At 69.6% G+C, this 21,469-nt stretch carries 21 protein-coding genes; 5 read left to right on the top strand and 16 right to left on the bottom strand.

All coding sequences use genetic code 11. The features are described from left to right. From phnK to phnG, 5 genes are read right to left on the bottom strand one after another with little or no spacing between them, the layout of a single operon-like run. Complete coding sequence (gene phnK / locus ACWEKM_RS29030) at positions 1-780, bottom strand: phosphonate C-P lyase system protein PhnK (RefSeq protein WP_451624212.1); 780 nt, start codon at positions 778-780, stop codon at positions 1-3. Beyond that, the gene (locus ACWEKM_RS29025; RefSeq protein WP_451624211.1) at positions 777-1,640 is read right to left on the bottom strand and encodes an alpha-D-ribose 1-methylphosphonate 5-phosphate C-P-lyase PhnJ; all 864 of its coding nucleotides are present in this window, start codon (positions 1,638-1,640) and stop codon (positions 777-779) included. Before ACWEKM_RS29025 ends, phnK begins: the two co-directional genes overlap by 4 nt. Next, positions 1,637-2,722 (bottom strand): carbon-phosphorus lyase complex subunit PhnI, encoded by a 1,086-nt coding sequence (locus ACWEKM_RS29020; protein ID WP_451624210.1) that lies wholly within the window; start codon positions 2,720-2,722, stop codon positions 1,637-1,639. The genes ACWEKM_RS29025 and ACWEKM_RS29020 overlap by 4 nt, the downstream gene beginning before the upstream one ends. Then, the gene (gene phnH, locus ACWEKM_RS29015) at positions 2,722-3,348 is read right to left on the bottom strand and encodes a phosphonate C-P lyase system protein PhnH (RefSeq protein WP_451624209.1); all 627 of its coding nucleotides are present in this window, start codon (positions 3,346-3,348) and stop codon (positions 2,722-2,724) included. The genes ACWEKM_RS29020 and phnH overlap by 1 nt, the downstream gene beginning before the upstream one ends. Further along, positions 3,345-3,872: a phosphonate C-P lyase system protein PhnG gene (phnG, locus tag ACWEKM_RS29010; RefSeq protein ID WP_451624208.1), complete on the bottom strand. Its 528-nt coding sequence runs from the start codon at positions 3,870-3,872 to the stop codon at positions 3,345-3,347. The genes phnH and phnG overlap by 4 nt, the downstream gene beginning before the upstream one ends. A gap of 104 nt (positions 3,873-3,976) precedes the next feature. Between phnG and phnF the strand changes: the two genes are divergently transcribed. Together phnF and ACWEKM_RS29000 are read left to right on the top strand one after the other, a co-directional pair. Further along, positions 3,977-4,732 carry a phosphonate metabolism transcriptional regulator PhnF gene (gene phnF, locus ACWEKM_RS29005; RefSeq protein ID WP_451624207.1) on the top strand — a complete coding sequence of 252 codons (756 nt, stop codon included), beginning with the start codon at positions 3,977-3,979 and terminating at the stop codon, positions 4,730-4,732. A gap of 75 nt (positions 4,733-4,807) precedes the next feature. Continuing rightward, a complete protein-coding gene (locus tag ACWEKM_RS29000; protein ID WP_451624206.1) occupies positions 4,808-5,668 on the top strand; it encodes an endonuclease/exonuclease/phosphatase family protein in 861 nt (286 codons plus the stop codon). 131 nt (positions 5,669-5,799) lie between these two features. Here the strand turns inward: ACWEKM_RS29000 and ACWEKM_RS28995 are convergent, their stop codons facing one another. The 8 genes from ACWEKM_RS28995 to ACWEKM_RS28960 form a co-directional block, all read right to left on the bottom strand. Then, positions 5,800-6,678 carry a MurR/RpiR family transcriptional regulator gene (locus ACWEKM_RS28995; RefSeq protein ID WP_451624205.1) on the bottom strand — a complete coding sequence of 293 codons (879 nt, stop codon included), beginning with the start codon at positions 6,676-6,678 and terminating at the stop codon, positions 5,800-5,802. Between the two features lie 76 nt (positions 6,679-6,754). Then, positions 6,755-8,494, bottom strand: a complete 1,740-nt coding sequence (locus ACWEKM_RS28990; protein WP_451624204.1) for an ATP-binding cassette domain-containing protein — start codon at positions 8,492-8,494, stop codon at positions 6,755-6,757. Further along, positions 8,491-9,384: an ABC transporter permease gene (locus tag ACWEKM_RS28985; RefSeq protein ID WP_451624203.1), complete on the bottom strand. Its 894-nt coding sequence runs from the start codon at positions 9,382-9,384 to the stop codon at positions 8,491-8,493. The genes ACWEKM_RS28990 and ACWEKM_RS28985 overlap by 4 nt, the downstream gene beginning before the upstream one ends. Further along, positions 9,381-10,382, bottom strand: coding sequence for an ABC transporter permease (locus ACWEKM_RS28980; RefSeq protein ID WP_451624202.1), 1,002 nt, complete (start codon positions 10,380-10,382; stop codon positions 9,381-9,383). The genes ACWEKM_RS28985 and ACWEKM_RS28980 overlap by 4 nt, the downstream gene beginning before the upstream one ends. An 81-nt stretch (positions 10,383-10,463) precedes the next feature. Next, positions 10,464-12,053, bottom strand: a complete 1,590-nt coding sequence (locus ACWEKM_RS28975; protein WP_451624201.1) for an ABC transporter substrate-binding protein — start codon at positions 12,051-12,053, stop codon at positions 10,464-10,466. A 53-nt stretch (positions 12,054-12,106) separates the two neighbouring features. Continuing rightward, a complete protein-coding gene (locus ACWEKM_RS28970; protein WP_451624200.1) occupies positions 12,107-12,925 on the bottom strand; it encodes a YmdB family metallophosphoesterase in 819 nt (272 codons plus the stop codon). Between the two features lie 200 nt (positions 12,926-13,125). Continuing rightward, on the bottom strand, positions 13,126-13,902 hold the full coding sequence (locus ACWEKM_RS28965; protein WP_451624199.1) for a polysaccharide deacetylase family protein: 777 nt from the start codon (positions 13,900-13,902) through the stop codon (positions 13,126-13,128). Continuing rightward, positions 13,899-15,236 (bottom strand): MGDG synthase family glycosyltransferase, encoded by a 1,338-nt coding sequence (locus ACWEKM_RS28960; protein ID WP_451624198.1) that lies wholly within the window; start codon positions 15,234-15,236, stop codon positions 13,899-13,901. The genes ACWEKM_RS28965 and ACWEKM_RS28960 overlap by 4 nt, the downstream gene beginning before the upstream one ends. A gap of 339 nt (positions 15,237-15,575) precedes the next feature. On the opposite strand from ACWEKM_RS28960, the gene ACWEKM_RS28955 reads away from it, so the two are divergent. Next, positions 15,576-16,217, top strand: a complete 642-nt coding sequence (locus ACWEKM_RS28955; RefSeq protein ID WP_451624197.1) for a phosphatase PAP2 family protein — start codon at positions 15,576-15,578, stop codon at positions 16,215-16,217. 24 nt (positions 16,218-16,241) lie between these two features. After that, positions 16,242-16,913 (top strand): DedA family protein, encoded by a 672-nt coding sequence (locus ACWEKM_RS28950; protein ID WP_451624196.1) that lies wholly within the window; start codon positions 16,242-16,244, stop codon positions 16,911-16,913. 109 nt (positions 16,914-17,022) lie between these two features. On the opposite strand, the gene ACWEKM_RS28945 is transcribed toward ACWEKM_RS28950, so the two are convergent. The 3 genes from ACWEKM_RS28945 to ACWEKM_RS28935 form a co-directional block, all read right to left on the bottom strand. Further along, positions 17,023-17,406: a BlaI/MecI/CopY family transcriptional regulator gene (locus tag ACWEKM_RS28945; protein ID WP_451624195.1), complete on the bottom strand. Its 384-nt coding sequence runs from the start codon at positions 17,404-17,406 to the stop codon at positions 17,023-17,025. Between the two features lie 194 nt (positions 17,407-17,600). Beyond that, positions 17,601-18,704, bottom strand: a complete 1,104-nt coding sequence (locus ACWEKM_RS28940) for an NADH:flavin oxidoreductase/NADH oxidase (protein WP_451624194.1) — start codon at positions 18,702-18,704, stop codon at positions 17,601-17,603. Positions 18,705-18,862: 158 nt separating this feature from the next. Next, positions 18,863-20,341 carry an APC family permease gene (locus tag ACWEKM_RS28935; protein WP_451624193.1) on the bottom strand — a complete coding sequence of 493 codons (1,479 nt, stop codon included), beginning with the start codon at positions 20,339-20,341 and terminating at the stop codon, positions 18,863-18,865. Positions 20,342-20,584: 243 nt separating this feature from the next. Here ACWEKM_RS28935 and ACWEKM_RS28930 point away from each other — a divergent pair, with 243 nt between their 5' ends. Then, on the top strand, positions 20,585-21,409 hold the full coding sequence (locus ACWEKM_RS28930; protein WP_451624192.1) for a polysaccharide deacetylase family protein: 825 nt from the start codon (positions 20,585-20,587) through the stop codon (positions 21,407-21,409). Positions 21,410-21,469: the final 60 nt, after the last annotated feature.

Below are 21,469 nucleotides of genomic sequence, written 5' to 3'. Positions count from 1 at the left end.
TCACCCTTGCAGGATCGAGGAGACGAGCAGCTGTGTGTACGGGGCCTGCGGATCGTCCAGTACCCGGTCGGTCAGACCGGACTCGATGACCCGGCCGCCCTTCATCACCAGAGTTCGATGGGAGATCAGGCGGGCGACGGCGAGGTCGTGCGTGACGATGATGACGGCCAGCCCCAGGTCGCTGACGATCGAGCGGATGAGGTCGAGCAGGCGTGCCTGCACGGACACGTCCAAGCCGCTGGTCGGCTCGTCCATGAACACCAGGCGCGGTGAGACGACGAGGTTCCTGGCGATCTGCAGCCGCTGCCGCATGCCACCGGAGAACGCGGCGGGGGTGTCGTCGACCCGGTCCCGGGGGATCTCGACGCGTTCGAGCCAGTCGGTCGCCTCCGCGCGGATGCGCCCGTAGTGGCGCCACCCGTTGGCCATCAGCGGCTCACCGACGTTGCCGCCCGCGCTGACGTGCATGCGGAGCCCGTCCGCCGCGTTCTGGTGCACGAAGCCCCACTCGCTGCGCCAGAGCCGGCGCACCGCGCTTTCGCTGAGTTCCGCGAGGTTCACGACGTCACCGTCGTCGAGCCGGTACCGGATGCTGCCCTCGCTGGTGTCGAGGCGCTGCGAGAGGGTGCCGAGCAAGGTGGACTTGCCGGAGCCGGATTCGCCGACGACCGCGAGTACCTCGCCCGGCCACAGATCGAAGTCGACGCCGCGGCAGCCGAACCGGTCGCCGTATCGATGGCTGACGTTTCGTACTTCGAGGAGCGGACGCTCGTCACTCATGCGGTGGCCTCTTCGTTGTCGGCGCGGGCGGCCGTGCGCTCGCAGTGGTCGCTGTCCGAGCAGGCGTACATGACGCCGCCGGCGTCGTCGGTGATGATCTGGTCCAGATACACGCCGGTGGACCCGCAGATCGCGCACGGCTGGTCGAAGCTCTGCGGTTCGAACGGATAGTCCTCGAAGCCGAGGCTTTCGACGTCGGTGTGCGGCGGGATGGCGTAGATGCGCTTCTCCCGGCCGGCGCCGAAGATGTGCAGCGCCTGGCTCCGGTGCAGCTTCGGGTTGTCGAAGCTCGGCGTCGGCGACGGCGCCATCAGGTACCGGTGGTTCACCAGCACCGGGTAGTCGTACGTCTTGGCGATGTGCCCGTACTTGGCGATGTCCTCGTACAGCTTGACGTACATCAGCCCGTACTCGTGGAGTGCGTGCATGCGCCGGGTCTCGGTCTCACGGGGTTCGAGGAAGCGCAGCGGCTCCGGGATCGGCACCTGGTAGACCATGATCTGCCCTTCGCCGAGGGGCGTCTCGGGGATGCGGTGCCGGGTCTGGATGATCGTCGCGTCCTCGGTGCGGGTCGTGGTCGGCACGCCCGCCACCAAGTTGAAGAACGCACGGATCGACACGGCGTTCGTGGTGTCGTCGGCGCCCTGGTCGATCACCTTGAGCGTGTCGTCGGAGCCGATGATCGCCGCGGTCAACTGCACGCCGCCGGTGCCCCAGCCCCGGGGAAGCGGCACCTCGCGGGACGCGAACGGGACCTGGAACCCGGGGATCGCAACGGCCTTGAGCAGCACCCTGCGGATCATCCGCTTCGTCTGCTCGTCGAGGTAGCCGATGTTGTACTCGACCTGCTGGGCGCTCACGCGTTCGTCTCCTGCTTGCTTCCGGCGTTGTCGTGGAAGTCGCGCTGCAACTGCCGGATGAGGTGCAGCTCGGCCTGGAAGTCGACGTAGTGCGGGAGCTTGAGGTGCTCCACGAAGCCCGCGGCCTGCACGTTGTCGGCGTGGCTGAGCACGAACTCCTCGTCCTGCGCGGGGGCGACGATCCGCTCCTGGAACTCGTCCGCCCGCAGGGCACGGTCGACCAGGGACATCGACATCGCCTTGCGCTCGCCGCGGCCGAACACGAGCCCGTAGCCGCGGGTGAACTGAGCGGGGGTGTCCGCGTTACCGGTGAACTGGTTGATCATCTGGCATTCGGTGACCTCGATCCGGCCGAGCGGCACCGGAAAGCCGAGCTCGGGTGCGTCGAACTCGACCTCTACCTCTCCGACGCGGATCTCACCGGCGAACGGGTGCGTGCTCCCGTACCCGCGCTGGGTGGAGTACCCGAGGGCGAGCAGGAACCCTTCGTCGCCGCGTGCCAGTCCCTGGAGCCGCTCCGCCCGGGTCATCGGGAACACGGTGGGTTCGCGCGTCAGGTCGGCCGGTTCCGGGTCAGTCCAGTCCGCGGCGCGGTCCGGCTCAAGAAGGGCGCCCGAGCCGAGCAGGTCGGACACGCGCGGCATCGGCACGGCATCGGCGTCGGGGTCCGTCGGGCCGTCGCTGGTGGGGTCGGCGAACAGTCGGTGCGTGTAGTCGAACGTGGCACCGAGCTGCTGCCCGCCGGGGATGTCCTTGAACGTTGCGGACACGCGTCGCTGCGGGGGAAGTTCGGCCGTGTCGATCGGTTCGGAGTAGCCGAACCGCGGCAGCGTGGTCCGGTAGGAACGCACCAGCGTGATCGCTTCGAGCACGTCGCCCTGGCACTGCAGGATTGCTCGTGCCGCGAGCTTCGGGTCGTAGAGGGATCCTTCGGTCATCACCCGGGACACCAGGACCGGCAGCTGGCCGGCGGCGGCTTCCTGGCTGATCGCCGGGATGTCGGGATCACCGCGGCCTTCCTTGGCGAGCAACGCGTGGGCGTTGGCGATCGCCTTCTCACCGCCCTTGACTGCGACGTACATCAGACCTCCTGATCCTGATCGGACACCGCGCTGAGACGCGTGGTGCGAGGAAGTGCGACGACCCAGTCGTCGCTCACGACGAGCAGGTCGACGCCGCGGGGGAACAGCGCGCCGTTGCGGGTCCACGCGGCGAAGAACCCCTCGGGTGCCCACGGGGCCTCGATCTCGACCCGGCCGTCGATGCCGGGACCCGTCGCGGTGAAGCGTGCCCCGACGCCGGGGGTCCGCGCGTCGAGGACGATGGTGGCCGACTGGTGAGGCGCCTCATCGGTGCCGAGCGCGAGCGCATCGAGCGCCGGGAGCGTGTCCGGGGTGGCGACGACGAAGTTCGCCGACCCGGGCCCGTTCGTCGTCCGCGCGCCGGTGTGGAAGGCCAGGTACGAGGTGACGTCGGGGTTCTCCGCCAGCGTCCGGTGCAGCCACACCGACACGTCCTCGTCGAACAGGGTCAGCGCGACGGCCGCGAGCCCCGTGCCGAGCGCCTTTGGCGCCTGAGCCGGACCGGCGATCCGATACGAGCGGCCGGGGTGGGCGAGCGCGTCGAGGACGGCGCGGAACACGCGCTGCGCCTCCATCGACGGATCGGCGAAACCGGGCGCCGGCGCAGTGGTGGACGGGGTGCTCATTCGTGTTCCCTTGCGACCGTGAAGAAGTCAACCTTGGTGCTGCGCGCTTCTGCGTGTCGGGTGTCGTCGTAGGACGCCTGGCTACGCTCCAGCGGCGCGACCACGTCGTGGAGCACCTGCGCGCGCAGCCGCTCGTCCGCCAGCAGACCGTCGAACGCCGCCGCGAACCAGGCGTGCTCAAGGTCGGTCCCCAGCACATACGCACTGCCGACGGTGTCCGCCGCGAGCGGCCCGCCGTGCAGCCGTACCGTGGCGCGGGTCACCGTCGCCTCACCGAGGTTGAACCGGTCCCCGCCGGCGCCCACCCGGCCGCGGACCATGACCAGGCCCGTTTCGGGGCCGCGGATCGCCTCGATCTCGGGCTTCGCCTCCCCGGCGCCCCAGGCGTCGGCGAGCTGATGGGGCGACGCCTGCGCAAGGGTTCGCATCCACCGCCTTCGCGCCGCATGTGCCTCAGTCGGACTCGTCACTCGTGCCTCCAGATTTGTCTGGCTCTTTGGACGAATCGAAACGTAACGAGCCATCGCAGATTTGTCCATCTAGCTAGACGAATATGGGATGGATGCGAGGTGAACTCGCGGTCGGGTTGTCCGCGAGGCCACAGACAGGCGGTAGTGTTCGATGCATCATGTCTCGCGTCACACGTTCTGCCACCGGTTACTCGACGTGGCGCCTCATCGCCGACCAGCTCCGCAGCGAGATCGTCGACGGCTCGTTCCCGCCCGAAGCGAAACTGCCGACCGAAGGCGAGCTCGCCGACCGATTCGGCGTGCACCGCAACACCGTGCGCCAGTCTGTCGCGGCTCTCGCCGCCGAAGGTCTCGTGGCGACACGCCAGGGCAGCGGCACGTTCGTCGTCCCGCACACACTCCTGGTGCACCGGATCAGTCTGCGCACGCGCCTCAGCGACAGCATCGGCCGGGCGGGCGCAACGTCAATCCGGCCCATCGCCGCGGAGATCGTGGCAAACCCACCTCACGAAGCAGCCACCCGGCTGCGGCTCGACGGACGGCCCGCGCTGCAGGTCGAGACCGTCTCCGATGTGAACGGGACCACGGTCGCACGGTCGACCTCCTGGTTCGACGTCGCCCTGACGCCGGACCTCGACATCCATCTACGGCAGACCCGGTCCATCACCAAGGCGCTTCGCGCCGTCGGCATCGACGACTACGTCCGCACCTGGAGCGCGGTCAGCTCCCGCATCGCGAATGGGACCGAAACCGAGGACATGAACCTTCCGGCGGGATCGATCGTCCTGGTCGTGCGGTCCGTCAACACGCTCGTCGACCGCACGCCGCTGCAGTACACGAGCACACGCTTCCGCGCCGATCGCGTGGAGCTCGACATCGACTTCGACCAGTTCAACGACCACGGCGGACACTGACGAAGCCGCTGAGGTTACTTCCATCGTTTAGTCATGGGTGGAAGATTGTTCATCGAAGGCTCCTAGGGTTGCGACATGTCCAAGAAAATGAACCTCCGCGTGCTCACCCTCAACATCTGGATGGACCCGCGGGACCGTGAGAAGCGGGACTCCCTTCTGCTCGAGGGGCTGCGCACCTTCGACGCCGACATCGTGTTCCTCCAGGAGGTGGTGCGCACCCCGGAGCGTGACGTGTTCCAGCTCGTGTCCGACAACTCGCCCCTGCACTGGCACCACGTCTCCGACTACACCCCGGTGGGCTGGCCCGCGTGGGGCACCGCCGTCGGTACCCGTTGGGCACCGAAGAGCATCGACGTGCACCAGCTCCCGGCTGAGGAGGGCCCGTATGTGTGGGAGGCGGTCGTGCCTCTCCCGATCGGCGTGGACATGCTCTTCCTCGGCGCCCGGCCGAGCTTCAAGTTCACCCGCGAGGCGGCCCGCGTCGAGCAGGCGCTGTTCATCACCGAACTCGAGGAGCGGCGACGCCAGGCGGCGCCGACGATCCTCGCCGGCGACTTCGACGCGGCCCCCGACCAGGACTGCATCCGCTTCTACACCGGCAAGTCCGCGATCAACGGCCGCAGCGCGGCGTTCCGCGACAGCTGGGCGATCGCCGGGGACGGCACTCCCGGGTACACCTGGACGACCGACAGCCCGTGGGTGGCACGCAGCGTCGTCGACGCACAGGGCATCGTCCCGAACTACTGGGTGCAGGAGCCGCACCATCGCCGCATCGACTATGTGTTCGCCGGCTCGACGGAGAACCACCTGGAGGTGGAGAGCGTGATCAACAGCAGCAAGGTCGTGTTCAACGAGTACCCGACCGCCAGCGACCACTACGGCGTGCTCACCGAGTTCGAGTTCAACGCGCTCGACAAGCCCACTGCGTGGGCGTAGGCGTCAGCGGCGATCGCGGCGCGGTTCCCTCGTCCCGGGGGCCGCGCCGTTTCGTTGTGTCCCGGCGCACGGCGCACAACGAAGGCGCTCCCCCACTCCCGGCAACGGCCGGACAGAGGGGGAGCGCGCGGTCAGATACGGTGCGTCTCTTCGGCGCGCGCGGACAACGCCGCGCCGCGCAGGGTGCGTTCGGCGTTCTCCGCGGTCACCGCGGAGTAGAGCGCGTCCAGGACCGCGAGATGGATGAACCGGCTCATCATCGCCTCGATCTGGAACCGGGTCTCGCCGGAACCGGCGACGAGGGTTACCGACGAGGCCGCGACCAGCGGTGAGCGGTAGAAGCTCGTCACCGCGACGACCGTTGCGCCGGCATCACGGGCCGCTTCCGCCGCGGCCACCGTTTCGCGTGTTCTGCCGGTGTGGCTGATCGCCAGGCAGACGTCACCCGCGGTGAGCATCGACGCGGAGATGTGCTGCGAGATCGGGTCCGTGGGATTCTCGATCGGCAGGCCGACGCTGCGGAACCGCAGGGCGGTGTCCATCGCCAACGGCGCGGACGGGCCGGTCGAGACGAGCACGATCCGCTGTGCGGCGTCGAGCGCGTGGACCGCGCGCTCGAACTCCTTCGGGTCGATGCTCGATTCCGCCGCCGCGATCGACCGGGACGTCGACTGGAACACCGACGCGATGATCGAGCTCGGTGTTCCGTCCTGTGCCACGTCGTGCTCAGCGGCGTCGGCCGGCGCCTCCGACGCGAGCTGCAGCTTGAACTCGTGGAACCCCTTGAGCCCGAGGTCCTTGCAGAACCGCACCACGCTGCCCACGGAGCTTCGGGACACCGTGGCGAGGTCGCTGACCGTCATGCGGACGACACCCGCGGGGTTGGTGAGAACGACGTTCGCGACGGCTGCCTGGGTGGGTGACATCGACGGGAGGAGCGCCCGTATCCGTGCGATGAGTGTGCCGCGATCGTGGCTCGTGTGCGGCGCCGAAGTCAGGTCAACGGACATGATCTTATCCAAGCATTGTCGGCACTCGACGCGCGAGCGCCGCACTCGATTCGGTTCGGTTCGGTTCGAATCACGGCTACGCGTCGGTCTGTTCCAGCGTGCGGGTCCCGGTTCGCCGGTCCGCGTCCGGACCGGGGGCCGCGTCCGGATCCGGTGCCGCGTTCGGACCGGGGGCCACGTCCGGATCGGGTGCCGCGTTCGGTGCGAGCCAGGGGTTGGCGGACACCAGCTGCTGGGTGTAGGGGTGTTCAGGCCGGAAGAGGACCTGGTCGGTGGGACCGGCCTCGACGATGCGCCCCTGTTTCATCACCACGATGGTGTCGGAGAGATGGGAGATCACCGCCAGGTCGTGCGACACGACGACGAGGCCGAGCGGACGCTGCGTGGTCAGCGTGAGCAGCAGGTTCACGATGCCCGCCTGCACGGACAGGTCCAGCGCCGACGTCGGTTCGTCGGCGACGAGGATGGACGGATTCGCGGCCAGGGCGCGTGCGATCGAGACGCGCTGGCACTGCCCGCCACTGAGACGGCCCGGTCGCCGGTGCACCAGATCGCCGGTGAGGCCGACCGCCTCCAGCAGTTCGAGGGCCCGCTCGTGCGCTGCCCGCCGCGGCAGCTTCTGCACCGTCCGGCATGCTTCCTCGACGCTCGCGAGCGCGGTCTGCGTTTCGGTGAGGGATGCGAACGGGTCCTGGAGGATCAGCTGCACCTCGTGCCGCTGCGGCTGCCGGCCGCCGAAGCGGCGCCACGGCCCGCCGTCGACGGTCACCTGGTCCGAGGGGAGGACGCCGGTGAGCAGCCGGGCGAGCGTGGACTTCCCGCTGCCGGACTCGCCGACGATCCCGAGCCGTTCGCCGGCCCGGACGCGGACGGAGATGTCGTGCAGGATCTGCCGGTCGCCGTAGGAGAAGTCCAGCCCGCGAGCCTCGACCGTCGACACGTTCCCGGTCGGCTCCGCTCGGGCCGGCACCGGTACGTACCCGCTGTCGGTGGCGTCCTCCGAGCCGACGCTCCCGGGGCGCGCCAGAAGGTAGTACCCGCGAGGCGTGCGTTCCGGCAGGGCACTGACGAGCATCTGCGTATACGGATCCTGTGGGTTCCCGAGCACCTCGGCGGTGCGGCCGGTCTCGACCACCCGCCCCTGGTTCATGACGACAACGCGATCGGTCACGGACGCGATCGCGTTGATGTCGTGCGAGACGATCACGAGCCCGAGCCGACGCTCGCGCCGCAGCTCGGTGAAGAGGTTCAGCACGCTGAAGCGGACGGATGCGTCCAGCGCGGTGGTCGGCTCGTCGGCGAGGAGCAGGCGCGGTTCGGAGGCGAGCGCGAGCGCGATCATCACTCGCTGCCGCATCCCACCGGAGAGTTCGTGGGGTCGCGAGCGCAGCAGCTCTTCGGTCGGGGTGAGTCGCACCGCCTCGAGCGCGTGGTTGACGTCGTCATCGGTCGCCCGGGTGCGCCGGGTCTGCTGCAGGGCTTCGCGCACCTGGCTGCCGATGCGCTGCAGCGGGTCAAGGCTCGACATGCTCGCCTGCGGCACCATCGACACGATTCCGCGGAGGGTGCGCTGCCGGCTCCGCAGGGACTCACGGGTCACGTCGCGGCCGTCGACGTGGATCGCGCCGGACTCGATCCGGCCGCCGGCCGAGGACAGCAGGCCCGTGACGGCGCGCAGGGTCATGGTCTTCCCTGAGCCGGTCTCACCGATGATGCCGAGCGCTTCACCGCTGTCGAGCGCGAGGGACACATCGGTGAGCACCTTCGTCCGTGCGATGGTGACGTTGATGTCGCGGACGTCGAGCAGAGCGGTCATCGGGAGTTCCTTCCACCGGCGGAGTCGGCCATGAGGGCGAAGCCGACGCCGAGCACGAGCACGACAAGGCCGGGAATGATCGGTGCCCACCAGGCGATCGGCAGCAGGGCGATGCTGTCGGCCATCATCTGACCGAGTTCGGGTGTCGGCGGGACGATGCCGACGCCGAGGAAGGCCAGCGAACCGACCAGCGCGGTCGTCGCGACCGCCTGCGTCGCGGCGTAGGACAGATTCATCGACACCAGCGCCGGGGCGATGTGCCGGAACAGGATGCGCACCGGTCCGTATCCGAGGACGCGGGCGGCGACGACGGAGTCCCGCTCCCGGAGCAGGAGGGCGTGGGACATGGTCAGCCGGGTGTACGGGGGCCAGCACGCGATCGCGATCGCGATGCTGATCGCGGCGGCGCCGCGCGGCAGGCCAGGAATCAGCTCACGGTTGCCGAGCGCTGCGGCGAGCCCGATCACGAGCACGATGTACGGGAACGCCATCGTCGCGTCGGTGATCCTGCTGATCACGACACGGCCAACGGCCGGAAGGTAGGCGGCGATCAGGCCGAGGAGCGCCCCGCCGAATGCCGCGACGGCGATGCTGACGACGATGAGCCCGAGGTCTATCCGGCCGGCTTCGAAGGTGCGGACGAAGATGTCCCGGCCGAGCTGGTCGGTTCCGAACAGATGGTGGGTGCTGGGCGGAGCGAGCGGCGTCGCGGCGATGTCGGAGGACGACACCGAGCTGACCATCGGAACGATGATGAACGCCAGGGCGAGGACCGCGACGATCGTCAGTCCGACCAGCCGCTCGGCGCGGAGGTTCAGGCTGAGACGGCGACGGGAGGAAGCGGGCCGGGGCATCGCCGCCACGTTGGGCGGCTCGACGACGGCGGTCACCGGGCGGTCCTCGGGTCGATCACGCGCGTGGCCAACTCGGCGATCAGGTTGAGCACCACGACCACTGCGCCGGTGAGGAGGACGATGCCCTGGATGACGGGAAAGTCCAGCGCTGCGACTGCGGTCGTCATCGCCCGTCCCATACCGGGGAGGCCGTAGACGATCTCGACGATGACCGCACCGCTGATCAGGTAGCTCAGGCTGACGCCGATGATGGCCAGCACCGGACCGGCGCAGTTCGGGGCGACGTGGCGGAGCATCAGCCGGGTCCGCGACATGCCGCGCGCCGCGGCGGCTTCGGCGAAGGGTTCGTGCAGCACCTCTCCGGCGCGTTCGCGCACCGCACGGAGGATGATCGGGGTCAGCCAGAACGACACGGTCACCGCGGGCAGGATGAGGTACTGGAAGTTGTCGGGGTAGCCGCTGCCCCACCCTCCGGCGGGGAACAGCCCTCCGCGCAGCGCGACGGTGAGGATGAGCACGAGACCGATCAGCGCGCCCGGTGCCGCGAGACCGAGCAGCGAGAGCACGCGGATGATGTTGTCGAACACCGGCCAGTTGCCGCCCGCGGCGAGCAGCCCGACCCCGATGCCGACGACGCACGAGATCAGGAGCGTCACACCGACGAGAGCGAACGTGACCCCGGCACCGTTCATGACGACGCTCGCCACGGTGGTGGTCGGGTGCTGGAAGGAGTTGCCGAGGTCGCCGTGGAGAAGACCGGTTGCGTAGTCGAGGAACTGCGTCAGGAGCGGCTTGTCGAGTCCGAGCTCGGTGCGGAGCGCCGCCATCCGCTCCGGGCTCGCGCCGGTGTTCCCCCCGATCATGACGACGGCCGGGTCACCGAGCAGCGTCCGGATGAGGAAGAACGTGATGATCAGGACGAGCAGGGTCACGACGATCGCCTGGACGATCGGACTCACCGTGGCGGCCAGGCGCTTGCCTGCGCGGCTACCGGTCCGGCGGGCCGCCGGACCGGGCCAGACTGCTGAGGACATCTGCGGTGCTTTCTCTCGGGAACGGCAGGAGCCGTGTGGCAGGGAGAGGGAGGGGCCCGCGGTGCGGGCCCCTCCCGCGGGTTACGGCAGGACCAGGTACGAAGCGCCCACGCTGTGGACGACGTCTCTCGGGAACCGGGACACACCCACGTAGCTGAGGGTCGTCAGCGGGATCGACGGAAGCTCCTTCACGTACTCCTCGTTGATCTTCTCGACCAGGCCGGGCGCCTCACTGGGGGAGGCGGTCTTCAACTGGTCCGACAGTTTCTTCAGCTCCGGCATGTGAGGTTTCGTCGGCAGCGTTCCCCAGAAGTTGGCGTTGTTCGCCGATGTCGGGTCGCCGTAGATGTAGCCACCGAGGTAGCTCTGGGTGTTTTCGTAGTAGCCGATCCACCGGGTGAACAGCCCCCAGTCGCCCTTCTTGAGACGGTCGGCGGCCTGGGTGAAGGGCGTGTTCTCGATCTCCAGCTGGATGCCGATGGCCTTGAGCTGCTGCTGCACGACCTGCGCGACGAGCGGCACCTGCCATGCGGAGTCGGTGACGGTGACGAGCGGGATGGTGCACCCGTTCTCACACTTGGTGCCCTTGAGCTTCGCCTTCGCCGCGGCGATGTCCTGCTTGGTGGCCTTGACGTTCGGCGACTTGTTGTCCTGGTTCCACGGGACACCGTAGAGCGGCAGCCCGACGCGCTCGCCGCCGAGCGCCGAGTCGGCGATCTGCTGACGGTTGACGGCGAGCGAGATCGCCTGGCGGACACGCTGGTCACCGGCGATGGGGTTGTTGAAGTTGACCGACAGCCCCATCTGGCCGCCGTTCCACTTCGCCGTATCGAGCGTGAACGGGCTCTTCACCTGCGACAGCAGGTTCCCCGGGATGTTGTCAGCGTAGTCGACCTGCCCGCTCTTGAGCTGCGCGAGACGTGTTGCCGCGTCGGTGACGGAGACAAAGTTGATCTTCTTTACCTTGCGCGGCGTGGTGTCGTAGTAGTCGTTGTTCGCCGAGAGGGTGAACTTGCCGTTGGTCGTGTCGATGGTGTCGAACTTGAACCGGCCGGCCGAGACGGGGTGCTTCCAGAAGCTGTCGCCCTTGGCGATGCCCGATGCCGGCAGGATGACCATCTCCGGCACCGAGAGAGCGGCCGGCATGCCCGGATAAAGACGGTTCATTGCAAGCGAGACGGTGTTGTCGTCGGGCGCGGTGACCTTCTTGATGCTGCTCATCGCGGGGCCGATGAAGTTGTCACCGGCGACGTTCGGCGTCGACAGGATCCGGTCGAGCGACGCGGCGACGTCCTTGGAGGTCAGGGCGGATCCGTCGGAGAACTTCAGCCCGGAACGCAGCTTGACCGTCCAGGTCAGCCCGTCGGAGGAGGCGGTGACCGACTTGGCCAGCTGCGGGGTGCCGCTGTCCTTCCCGTCGGAGTAGTTCGTGAGGTAGCCGCCCCACAGGAAGGTCAGCTGCGTTACCTCGTAGGACGCCGAGTTCATCGGGTCCAGCGACTGCGGAATCGCGTGGTCCGCGATCGTGATCTCATCGCTCAGGGCGTTCGACGCGTTCGACGCGGTCGACGACGACGAGCACGCGCTCAGGGCCAACGCGGCGGCTGCCGCGGTCGCGGCGACGGCCGGAAGCCGTCGCCGCCATCGGCGCACGGGGGAGATGGACATCATGACTGCTCTCTGGAGGGGTTCGAGGAGGAGAGGAATGAGGAGAGGAACGGTGCTCAGCCGGCATCGACGCGGATCACCGATGTGGTGAGCCCGTCGGCGATGTCGAAGATCGCCGCGCCCAGGGTGAAATCACCGGTGGCGAGCTGGAAAGGCGGCAGTGAGGAGGTGTCCTCACCGCGGTACTCCTTGACGAAGTGGATCGGGTCGAACCCGTACCCGCTGAAGCCCAGGCGGCCGACCATACCGAGTTCCGCGACGAAGCCGGTGCCGCCGGGCAGCACGTGTGCGAGCTTCGTCCCGTCGTGGGTGTGTGTGCCGACGACCGCGGCGACCTGCCCGTCGACGGCGCCGGAGAACCACGCCTTCTCCCCCGGCGACCCGCTGTGCAGGTCGACCACGACCGTCCCCTGGAGCAGACCGCCCTCGGCCAACTCCGTCCACGCGTCCCACAGGTCGGTCGGCTTCGGGGCCAGGCATCCCTTGCCCACCGCGCCGGGGCTCAGCAGGTTCACCACGGTCAGCGTCTTGTCGCCCTCACCGATGGTCAGGACACCCTTTCCGCGCGTCTCCGGCACGTTCAGGGGGCGGACGACCTGCGGGTACGCGAACGACTCCGCGACCTCGGGACCGTCCCACGAGTGGTTCCCGCCGGTGATGACGTCGGCGCCACCGGCGATGAGGACGTCCAGCTCCTTGCGAGTGGTACCGAATCCGTTGTACGGCAACGGGCCGGTGACGGCCGCGTTTTCGGCGTTCACCACGATCCAGTCGAGCTCGTACTCGGCACGGAGTTCCGGCAGGCGGGCGCCGAGCCACGCAGCCGCTTCGGGGCCGACAACGTCGCCCACGGTCATTACACGCATCTGTCGCATGTCGCGACCGTAGAGTCCGGATGGAAAAAAGTTCACCCCAGTTGATGAACGAAGGATGAACCATCAATCGACTTCAGTTTGGAACTTTCTTCATTCTTTACCGTGTCCGGACCGGACCAAGGGCGCGGCCGAGCGTGACCGCGAACTCGGTGATGCGGGAGAGCCGTTGCTGGTCGCGGTCGTCGGCGGGATCGGCCGGGTCACCGTGTAACGGTGCGGTGCTCCAGCGGTCGGCGGTCGGTGCGATCGCCAAAGATGCCGTGCTCTTGGAGGGAACCGACCTGCCAGCCGCGTGCCTGGCAGGTGTCGAGGATGTGGGGCAGCGCGCCGAGGGTGGTGCGCCAGGAACCGGTGGCGGAGGTGCAGTCGGAGTCGTGCAGCAGGATGGTTCCGCCGCCGCGCAGGTCCCGTAGGACGGTGTCGTGGACTGAGCGTGGAGTGGCCTTCTTGCGCCAGTCCTCGCCCCAGCAGGTCCACAGTACGGGGGTCAACCCGAGGTGACGGCAGGCCAGATGGGCGGCGGTGGTCATCACCCCGTACGGGGGCCGGAAGCGCGTCGGCGGCCGGCCGGTGAGATCGGTGACGGCGTCGCGGGCGCGGGCGAGGTCGTCGTGGGTGGCCCGGGGGCCGCGCAGGAGCAGGGGGCGGTGGTGCCAGCCGTGGACGGCGATCTCGTGTCCGGCGGCGGCCATCTCCTTCGCCGGCCCGGGCGAGCGGACCAGCATCGAGCCGAGCACGAAGAAGGTGGCGTGGATCCCGCGTGCTTCGAGGAGACGGAGGAAGTACGGGGTGGAGAGGCGGTCGGGGCCGTCGTCGAAGGTGAGGGCGACGCGGTCCGGTCGGCCTTGGCCGGCCAGGCGGGGCATGACCTTGTTGCGCAGCGGCCCGAAGGTGGACATCACGGGGGCGGCGTGCAGGGCGGCGAGCGTGGGCAGGACAGCAGCGGCGGCGAGAAGTGCGGGACGGGTCGGCCTCATCGTCCGTCTCCGTCCAGGTAGTGGGCGACAGCGGTGAAGCGGGCGGGTGTTTCGGTGTAGGCGTAGGCGAGCGGGGCGGCGACGCCGAGGGCGACCGTGGCCGCCGCGGTCGCCATCGTCAGGGTGAGCCGCCGCCCGGCCAGGGGGCGCGTCGTCGCCGACTGTGCGTCTGGAGCAGGCTGTGTCCTGGATCTTGCGGCGATGGCGGGCACGGGTCCGGGGGCGGATCGGTGCAGGGCGAGTCCTGCCGCGCGCTGAGCCCGGCCGCGCGGTCCGTGGAGGAGTTCGGCGAGTACCGGGGCGAGGTCTGCCGGATCGCGGATCCAGGTTGCGAGCCCTGCCTCTTCCAGGGCGGCGGCGTTGGTGTGGCCATGGCCGGGGATGCAGCGGTAGCCGGCCACCGGCAGCCCGGCGGCGAACGCCTCCAACGAGGTCAGCCCGCCGGCGTTCTGCACCAGGACGTCGCAGGCGTGCATCAGGCCGGGCATGTCGTCGACCCAGCCGAAGGCGTGCTCGATCCCGTCCCGGCGCAACCGCTCGACCAGGGCCTGGTTGCGCCCGCACACCACCACGGGCACCGCGACCCCGGTCTCCCGTATCTCGGCAGCGGCCCGCCGCACCGAACCGACTCCCCACGAGCCCGCGACCAGCAGGGCGAGCGGTACCCGCGCGGGCAGACCGAACCGGGCACGGGCGTCGGACCGTTGCCCGGCGGTCGCGGGAGCGAAGCGTGGATCGGTGACCGGACCGGCGACGGTGACACCGGCCGCGCCCTGCGCGTGCGCCTGAGCGGCCGGTATCGCGTGCACGGCGAGATGCGCGTCCATGCCGGGCGAGACCCACAGGGCGTGGACGGAGAAGTCGGTCAGATAGGTGAAGGCCGGAACCGTCAGCAGGCCACGCTGCCGCAGCGCGCCGAGAACCTGGCTGGCCCCCGGGTAGGTCGAGACGACCGCGCACGTCTCCGCCCGGAGTATCCCCAGCATGCGCCGCTCGGCGCCGCGGAACAGCGACCGCCACACCGCGCCGGGGCGCGCCGCGTTCTCGGTGGCCTGGTAGAGGCGTTGGTAGCCGGCCGGTGCCCAGGTCAGCAGGCGGTGGTAGGCGCCGCACAGCAGCCTTCCGGTACCGGCGGGCAGCAGTTCGAGGAAATCGTGCCGGTCCACCAGGTACCCGTGCGCGGTCAGCCGGTCGGCGAGCCCCGCGGCCGCGCCGTCGTGGCCCGCGCCGACACTCGCGGAGATGATCGCGATCCGCCGGGGCCCTGAGTTCCGTAGCGGCGCGGCGGAGGGCGAGGGCACCGGCTCCGGCACCAGGTCGTCGCGTTGGGGCACGGTCGATCAGCCTCCTGACGGGATGTGCGCCCGGCCGGGCATGCCCGGGTGACGGCAGTGCCGTGGGCAGACCGAAGCCACGCCCTGTCCGGCCGGGCGATTGCGGTGGGCACCGACAACGAAAACTACTACATGATGTAGAAGCTCGGGGATGGCGGCGGGGGGGGCGGCGGGATGCGAAGACTTGCCGGACAGAAACTCCTACAACATGTAGTAGCTTGGCTCTGTGGTCACCTTCGCCTCGCCCCGGCGTCACCACTCATTCATCGAGGCGTAGGTCTGACCGACAGCGCGGGCTGTTCCGCGCCGCCGCGCGTTCGCCTGTAAGGACATCCGCCTATGACCTTGCCGGCCGCCGTCCAGCCCGCCTTCGACGGATCCGGTATCGACGGCTCCCTGTTCACCTCCGTCACGGACTTCGCCCGCGACACCAAGTGGCTCAACACCCCACTGGAGCTGTGGACCAACCTCGGCCTGGGCGTCTTCGCGGTCCTCACGCTCGCGGGCTGGTGGTCGGCGCGCCGCCGCGCTACGGAGGCGATGACCGTCGCGCTGGCCGCGCCGGTCGCCGTCGTGACCGCCTTCGCCGTCGCCGAGGTGGTCAAGAAGATCGTTGCCGAGGCGCGGCCGTGCCGGTCGATGCCCCACGCCTATCTCGTCGACGCCTGCCCCACACGCTCCGACTACGCCTTCCCCAGCGGTCACGCCACCGTCGCCGCCGCGGCCGTGGCCGCGCTCTTTCTGCTCGACCGCCGGCTGAGCGCCATCGCCGCCGGCTTCGCCGTGGTGGAGGGCTTCACCCGGCTCTATGTCGGCGCCCACTACCCCCACGACGTCCTCGGCTCCGTCCTGCTCGCTCTCCCCGTCGCCCATCTGACCGGCCTGGCGCTGCGCCGCTGGGCCACCCCGCTGGTCGCGGCCCTGAGCCGTGGCGCCCTGCGACCGCTGTTGACCGGAGCCGTCGCGCAGCCCGCCCGGTAGCCTCGGCTGGAGAGGTGATCCGTGATGACCGCACCGCCTCCTCTGCCCGGGGTCTTCGCCGACCTTGCACCGCTGCTCAATCACTGGGGCTACGCGGCGGTCGGCGGCCTGCTCTTCCTGGAGGACTTCGGTGTGCCGGTTCCCGGGGAAACAGTGCTGATCGCCGCCGCCGTGTACGCGGGAGCGGGGCAGTTGAACGTCGTCGCGGTCGCCGTGATCGCCTTCCTCGCCGCCGTCTGCGGCGACAACATCGGCTATGTCATCGGCCGTTACGGCGGCCACCGCCTCGTGACACGCTACGGCCGCTACGTACTGCTCACTCCGGCCCGGGTCGCCAAGGCGGAGGCGTTCTTCGCCCGCAACGGCGGCAAGGTCATCACGGTCGCCCGCTTCATCGAGGGCCTGCGCCAGGCCAACGGCATCGTCGCCGGACTGAGTGAGATGCCCTGGCGCCGGTTCCTCGCCTTCAACGCCCTGGGGGCCGCGCTGTGGGTGGGCCTCTGGGTGACTCTCGGCGCCCTCGCCGGAGACCACATCGGCACCCTGTACCCGGCCGTCCAGCGGTACGAGCTGTACGTGCTCACCGCGGCCGGCGTTGCCCTCGCCCTCGTGGTCGTACGCCACCTGCTGCGCCGCCGGGCCACGGAGCCGGACCAGTCCCGGGACCCGGACGACCGGCACACCCCGGCCCGCTGACCCGCTTGCTGCCATCAGCACCGCGAAGGTCACCATCGCACCGTTGCAGCGGGGCACCGGCGGGGTCAGCAGCACCCGTGCACGCTGCGGCACCGGCCAGTACACACTCCTACCCCCGCCCGGGGCCGTCACCGTGCAGCAGCTGCTCCAGCAGCCGCTCGTCCTCCGGGGACAGGTCCGACACGAACCGGGCCAGCACCGTCGCACGGTCCCCGCCCTCGTCCAGCAGCGAGTGCATCCCCGCCGCCGCAAGCCCCGGCTGGTCGTGCACGGGCGCGTACAGGTGGCTGCGCCCCTCCTTCCGCCGGGTCACCAGCCCCTTCTCGCACAGCCGGGTCAGGATCGTCAGCACCGTGGTGTACGCCGTGTCCCCACCCAGGTGCTCATGCACCACTGCCGCCGTCGCCGGCCCGCCGGCCGCCCACAGAGCCGCCAGCACCTCGCCCTCCAGCTCCCCGCGCGCACGTCTCCCGGACTCTCTGCCGCCCGTCACGCCGACACCTCCCTCTGCTCGGCTGTCCCCTCCGCCCGACAGGGCTCTCACCGGGCTCTCACCGGCCGGTCCAAACTACTACGAGACGTAGAAAGGGCGAGGACCGTCAGAGATCGCCTGGAGCTCGGCAAGGCGCTGGGAACGGACGGTGATGTCCTGCCCGGGCGCCGTCCGGCGGCGCGGGCAGCCGCCTGCTACGAGGCCGCCAGGTACTGCACCGGGGTGGTCACCTCGCCGCCCAGCTCACGGGCCGCCCGGCGCGGCCAGTAGGGGTCGCGGAGCAGTTCCCGGCCGAGCAGCACGGCGTCCGCCCGCCCGCTCGCGATGATGGCGTCGGCCTGCCGCGGCGCGGTGATCCGGCCGACCGCGGCGACCGGGATGCCGGCCTCGGCGCGCGCCCGCTCGGCATACGGCACCTGGTAGTCGGGAGAGTCGGAGATATCCGCGTCGGGGAGGTTGCCACCGGTGGACACGTCGAGCAGATCCACCCCGTGGGCGCGCAGCTCCCGCGCCAGACGCACGGTGTCGTCCGCCGTCCACCCCGGCTCCGGTCGGCCGCTCTCCTGGAGCCAGTCGGTCGCCGAGACCCGGAAGAGCACGGGCAGGTGCTCCGGCCACACCGCGCGCACGGCGTCCGTCACCTCAAGGACGAACCTGGCGCGGTTGTCGAACGAGCCGCCGTACGCGTCGGTGCGGTGGTTGCTGACCGGGGAGAGGAACTGGTGGAGGAGGTAGCCGTGGGCGCCGTGGATCTCCACGACCTCGAACCCGGCGTCCAGCGCCCTTCGGGCCGCGTCGGCGAACGCCACCACCAGTCCCCTGATCTCCGGCACACTCAGCTCCCGGGGCACGGTCGACGCCTCGTCGAAGGCGATCGGGCTCGGGGCGACCGGGGTCCAGCCGTGGCCGTGGCCCGGTGGGATGGGGGCGCCGTCGTCGACCCAGGTGCGCTCGGTGGACGCCTTGCGGCCGGCCTGTCCGAGCTGGATGCCGGGCACCGTGCCCCGGGCCTTGAGGAAGGCGGTGATCCGGCGGAACGCCCGGGCCTGCTCGTCGTTCCAGAGGCCGAGGTCGTAGGGGGTGATACGGCCCTCGGGCGTCACCGCCGTGGCCTCGGTGAGGATCAGCCCGGCCCCGCCGGCGGCGCGGGAGGCGAGGTGCGCGAAGTGCCAGTCGTCGGGGGCGCCGGTTCCAAGGCCCTCGGGTGCCGCGCTGTACTGGCACATCGCCGCCATCCAGATCCGGTTGGGGATGGTGAGGGAACGCAGAGTGAGGGGGTCGAACAGGCTGTTGCTCATGGGTGTGGCTCTTCCGTTCCGGGAAGGGGGCGTACGGGATCTGATGACGTGCGGCATCCAGGCGACGTACGGGATTCGGCGTGTACGGCATCTGGCGACGTACGGGATCAAGTGGCGTACGGCATCAAGTGGCGTACGGCATCAAGTGGCGTACGGGATCAGGCGAGTGGGCCGGTGCGGTCCGCGCGGGGGGCGTGCGGGGTGTCCCCGGCGGGGGCGTCGGCGCCCGTGCCGCCGACGGTGTCGACATCGGCCTCCGCCTCCGCGTCCGCCCCCGCCTCCGCGTCGATCTCGCCCTCGTCCATCCGCAGCTCCGGCGGTCTGCGGGTGAAGCCCCGGGTGATCACGGCCAGCAGGACGATGCCCGCCGCCATCCAGATCAGGCCCACCGTGAACGTCGTACCGGTCAGACTGGTCCACAGCCAGACCGTGCTGAGGAAGCCGAGCGCCGGCAGCAGGCCGTCCAGGAGCCAGGACAGCGGCGTGATGGGGCCGCGACGGTACAGATAGTGCTTGATCACGCTGAGGTTGACCATGGAGAACGCGGCCAGGGCGCCGAAGTTGACCATGACCACCGCGTCGTCCAGGCTCAGCACCGCCGACAGCACGGCCACCAGAGACACCAGCACCAGCGGCCCCACGGGGGTGCGGAAGCGCGGGTGCAGATTGCCGAACGGGCGGCGCGGCAGCACACCGTCGCGGCCCATGGAGAAGATGATCCGGGCGACGCTGGCCTGCGAGACCATCGCGGACCCGAAGCAGTTCAGCACGTAGATGAAGGTGAACGCGGTGGCCAGGGCCGCGCCGCCGACCGACCTCATCAGCTCGGCACCCGCGGAGTCGGGGTCGGCGAAGCCGCCGCCCGGCCGCACCAGCTCGCCGAGCCAGGCCACCAGCACGAACAGCAGACCGCCGATCACCGTGGTCAGCAGGATGCCCAGCGGCACGGTCCGCCGGGGATCGTGGGCCTCCTCGGCGAGCGTCGACACCGCGTCGAAGCCCAGGAAGCCCAGCGCGAGGATCGCCGCGCCCCCGGTGAGCAGGGACCACTGGCCCGACCCCGGTACAAAGGAGTCGAACATCTGGCCAGGCGAAGCCTGGGTCTTCGTGCCGGCCAGGAGGATGAAGAGGAACAGCAGGACCGCCGTGGCTCCCATGATGACCGCGGTCACCCGGCTCAGGAATTTCACGCCGAGGATATTGAAGACCAGGACGATCAGTAGAAGTCCGATACTCCACACCTGCTGGGGAATCGCCGGGAACTGCGCATGCAAATAAATTCCGGCGAGCAGGAAGGAAATCATCGGCAGGAAAAGATAGTCCAGCATCAGGGCCCAGCCGGTGAGAAATCCGACGTGCCCGCCGAAGGCTCGTTGCGCGTATTTGTAGGCCGACCCCGCCTCGGGGAAGGCGCGGACCATTCGGCCGTAGCTGTGCGCCGTCAGCATCATGACCGCGAGGGCCAGCACATAGGCCGCCGGGAGGTGGCCGCGGGTCTGCTCGTCGACGATCCCGTAGGTGGTGAAGACCGCCACCGGGGACATGTAGGTCAGGCCGAACAGGACGATCGCGGGAAGCCGCAGGACTCTCGTGAGCTGAGCCCGAGGCTGCTGATTCGTGGATGGGGACACCGGCATGGTCGCTCTCCGTCGCCGTTGCTTCAACGGGGGTTCATGGGGATGTCCGTAGAGTGGCAAATCCCGCACCGGGGCCATATACGTATCTTTACGTACGCCCCCTACCGGCGTTTCCCTCCGGGCCGTGTACCGGACGGCCCGCGGCTGCCCGTACGTAAGATTACGGAGTTCCCGCAACCAGTCCGGGCATTAGTGTGTTCCTCGAATCTGCACATGGTTCACGCAGAGCGAGAGGAATTTCTTATGTGGCCGCCTGGCAGCCGCGCCGCGATGGCGCTGACCGTCGATTTCGACGCTGAGGAACTCTGGCTCGCCGAAGACCCGGCCAATGCGGCACGGCCCGGAGTGCTGTCCCAGGCCCGGTACGGCGTGGAACGGGCGCTACCGGAAATTCTCGACATACTGTCCCGCCTGGATGTGCCGGCGACGTTCTTCGTCTGTGGAGGCGATGCGGAACGTCACCCGCGCGCCGTGGAGTCCATCGTCGCACGGGGCCACGAACTGGGACATCACGGGTTCACGCACCGCTCCCCGCACCTGATGAGCCGCGACGAGGAGGCCGACGAGCTGGGCCGCGGACTGGACGCGCTGCGCCGCTTCGCTCCTCGGATCCACGGCTACCGGTCGCCCTCCTGGGACATCAGCCCGAACACCCTGGACCTGCTGATCGAGCATGGGTTTGATTACGCTTCCAATCTGATGGACGCGACCGTGCCCTACCGGCACCCGGCGCACCAGATCGTCGAGCTCCCGGTGCACTGGATCCTCGACGACGCCCCCCACTTCTGGTTCGACGCCTCCAGCTGGGACCGGACGATCCGCTCCGCCCGCGAGGTCGCCGAGCTGTGGCAGGAGGAGTGCAACGCCATCCACGACCGGGGCGGACTCGCCGTCCTGACCGTCCATCCGCAGATCATCGGCCGGCCCGGACGGCTGCGCATGCTGGAACGCTTCCTGGCGACGGTGCGCGCCGACGAGGGGATCTGGTTCGCGCGCGGCGCCGAGATCGCCGACCGCGCCCGTGCCGCCACCCCGGCTCCGGCCCCGGCCCAGCCGGTGACCTCATGACCGGTCGCGGTGTCCGGGCCGACGACAACGACGTCACGATCGCCGGGGCAGCCCCGGGGC

The sequence above is a fragment of the Streptomyces sp. NPDC004752 genome, assembly GCF_053601275.1.
The sequence above is the reverse complement of the archived record's forward strand: the minus strand, read 5'-3'. Positions and strand labels throughout refer to the sequence as shown.

Bases quoted from the DNA above. Each gene is read 5' to 3' on its own strand.
- phnK (WP_451624212.1), bottom strand. From the start codon at position 780: ATGAGTGACGAGCGTCCGCTCCTCGAAGTACGAAACGTCAGCCATCGA.
- ACWEKM_RS29020 (WP_451624210.1), bottom strand. From the start codon at position 2,722: ATGTACGTCGCAGTCAAGGGCGGTGAGAAGGCGATCGCCAACGCCCAC.
- phnH (WP_451624209.1), bottom strand. From the start codon at position 3,348: ATGAGCACCCCGTCCACCACTGCGCCGGCGCCCGGTTTCGCCGATCCG.
- phnG (WP_451624208.1), bottom strand. From the start codon at position 3,872: ATGGCTCGTTACGTTTCGATTCGTCCAAAGAGCCAGACAAATCTGGAG.
- phnF (WP_451624207.1), top strand. From the start codon at position 3,977: ATGTCTCGCGTCACACGTTCTGCCACCGGTTACTCGACGTGGCGCCTC.
- ACWEKM_RS29000 (WP_451624206.1), top strand. From the start codon at position 4,808: ATGTCCAAGAAAATGAACCTCCGCGTGCTCACCCTCAACATCTGGATG.
- ACWEKM_RS28995 (WP_451624205.1), bottom strand. From the start codon at position 6,678: ATGTCCGTTGACCTGACTTCGGCGCCGCACACGAGCCACGATCGCGGC.
- ACWEKM_RS28990 (WP_451624204.1), bottom strand. From the start codon at position 8,494: ATGACCGCTCTGCTCGACGTCCGCGACATCAACGTCACCATCGCACGG.
- ACWEKM_RS28980 (WP_451624202.1), bottom strand. From the start codon at position 10,382: ATGTCCTCAGCAGTCTGGCCCGGTCCGGCGGCCCGCCGGACCGGTAGC.
- ACWEKM_RS28975 (WP_451624201.1), bottom strand. From the start codon at position 12,053: ATGATGTCCATCTCCCCCGTGCGCCGATGGCGGCGACGGCTTCCGGCC.
- ACWEKM_RS28970 (WP_451624200.1), bottom strand. From the start codon at position 12,925: ATGCGACAGATGCGTGTAATGACCGTGGGCGACGTTGTCGGCCCCGAA.
- ACWEKM_RS28965 (WP_451624199.1), bottom strand. From the start codon at position 13,902: ATGAGGCCGACCCGTCCCGCACTTCTCGCCGCCGCTGCTGTCCTGCCC.
- ACWEKM_RS28955 (WP_451624197.1), top strand. From the start codon at position 15,576: ATGACCTTGCCGGCCGCCGTCCAGCCCGCCTTCGACGGATCCGGTATC.
- ACWEKM_RS28950 (WP_451624196.1), top strand. From the start codon at position 16,242: ATGACCGCACCGCCTCCTCTGCCCGGGGTCTTCGCCGACCTTGCACCG.
- ACWEKM_RS28940 (WP_451624194.1), bottom strand. From the start codon at position 18,704: ATGAGCAACAGCCTGTTCGACCCCCTCACTCTGCGTTCCCTCACCATC.
- ACWEKM_RS28935 (WP_451624193.1), bottom strand. From the start codon at position 20,341: ATGCCGGTGTCCCCATCCACGAATCAGCAGCCTCGGGCTCAGCTCACG.
- ACWEKM_RS28930 (WP_451624192.1), top strand. From the start codon at position 20,585: ATGTGGCCGCCTGGCAGCCGCGCCGCGATGGCGCTGACCGTCGATTTC.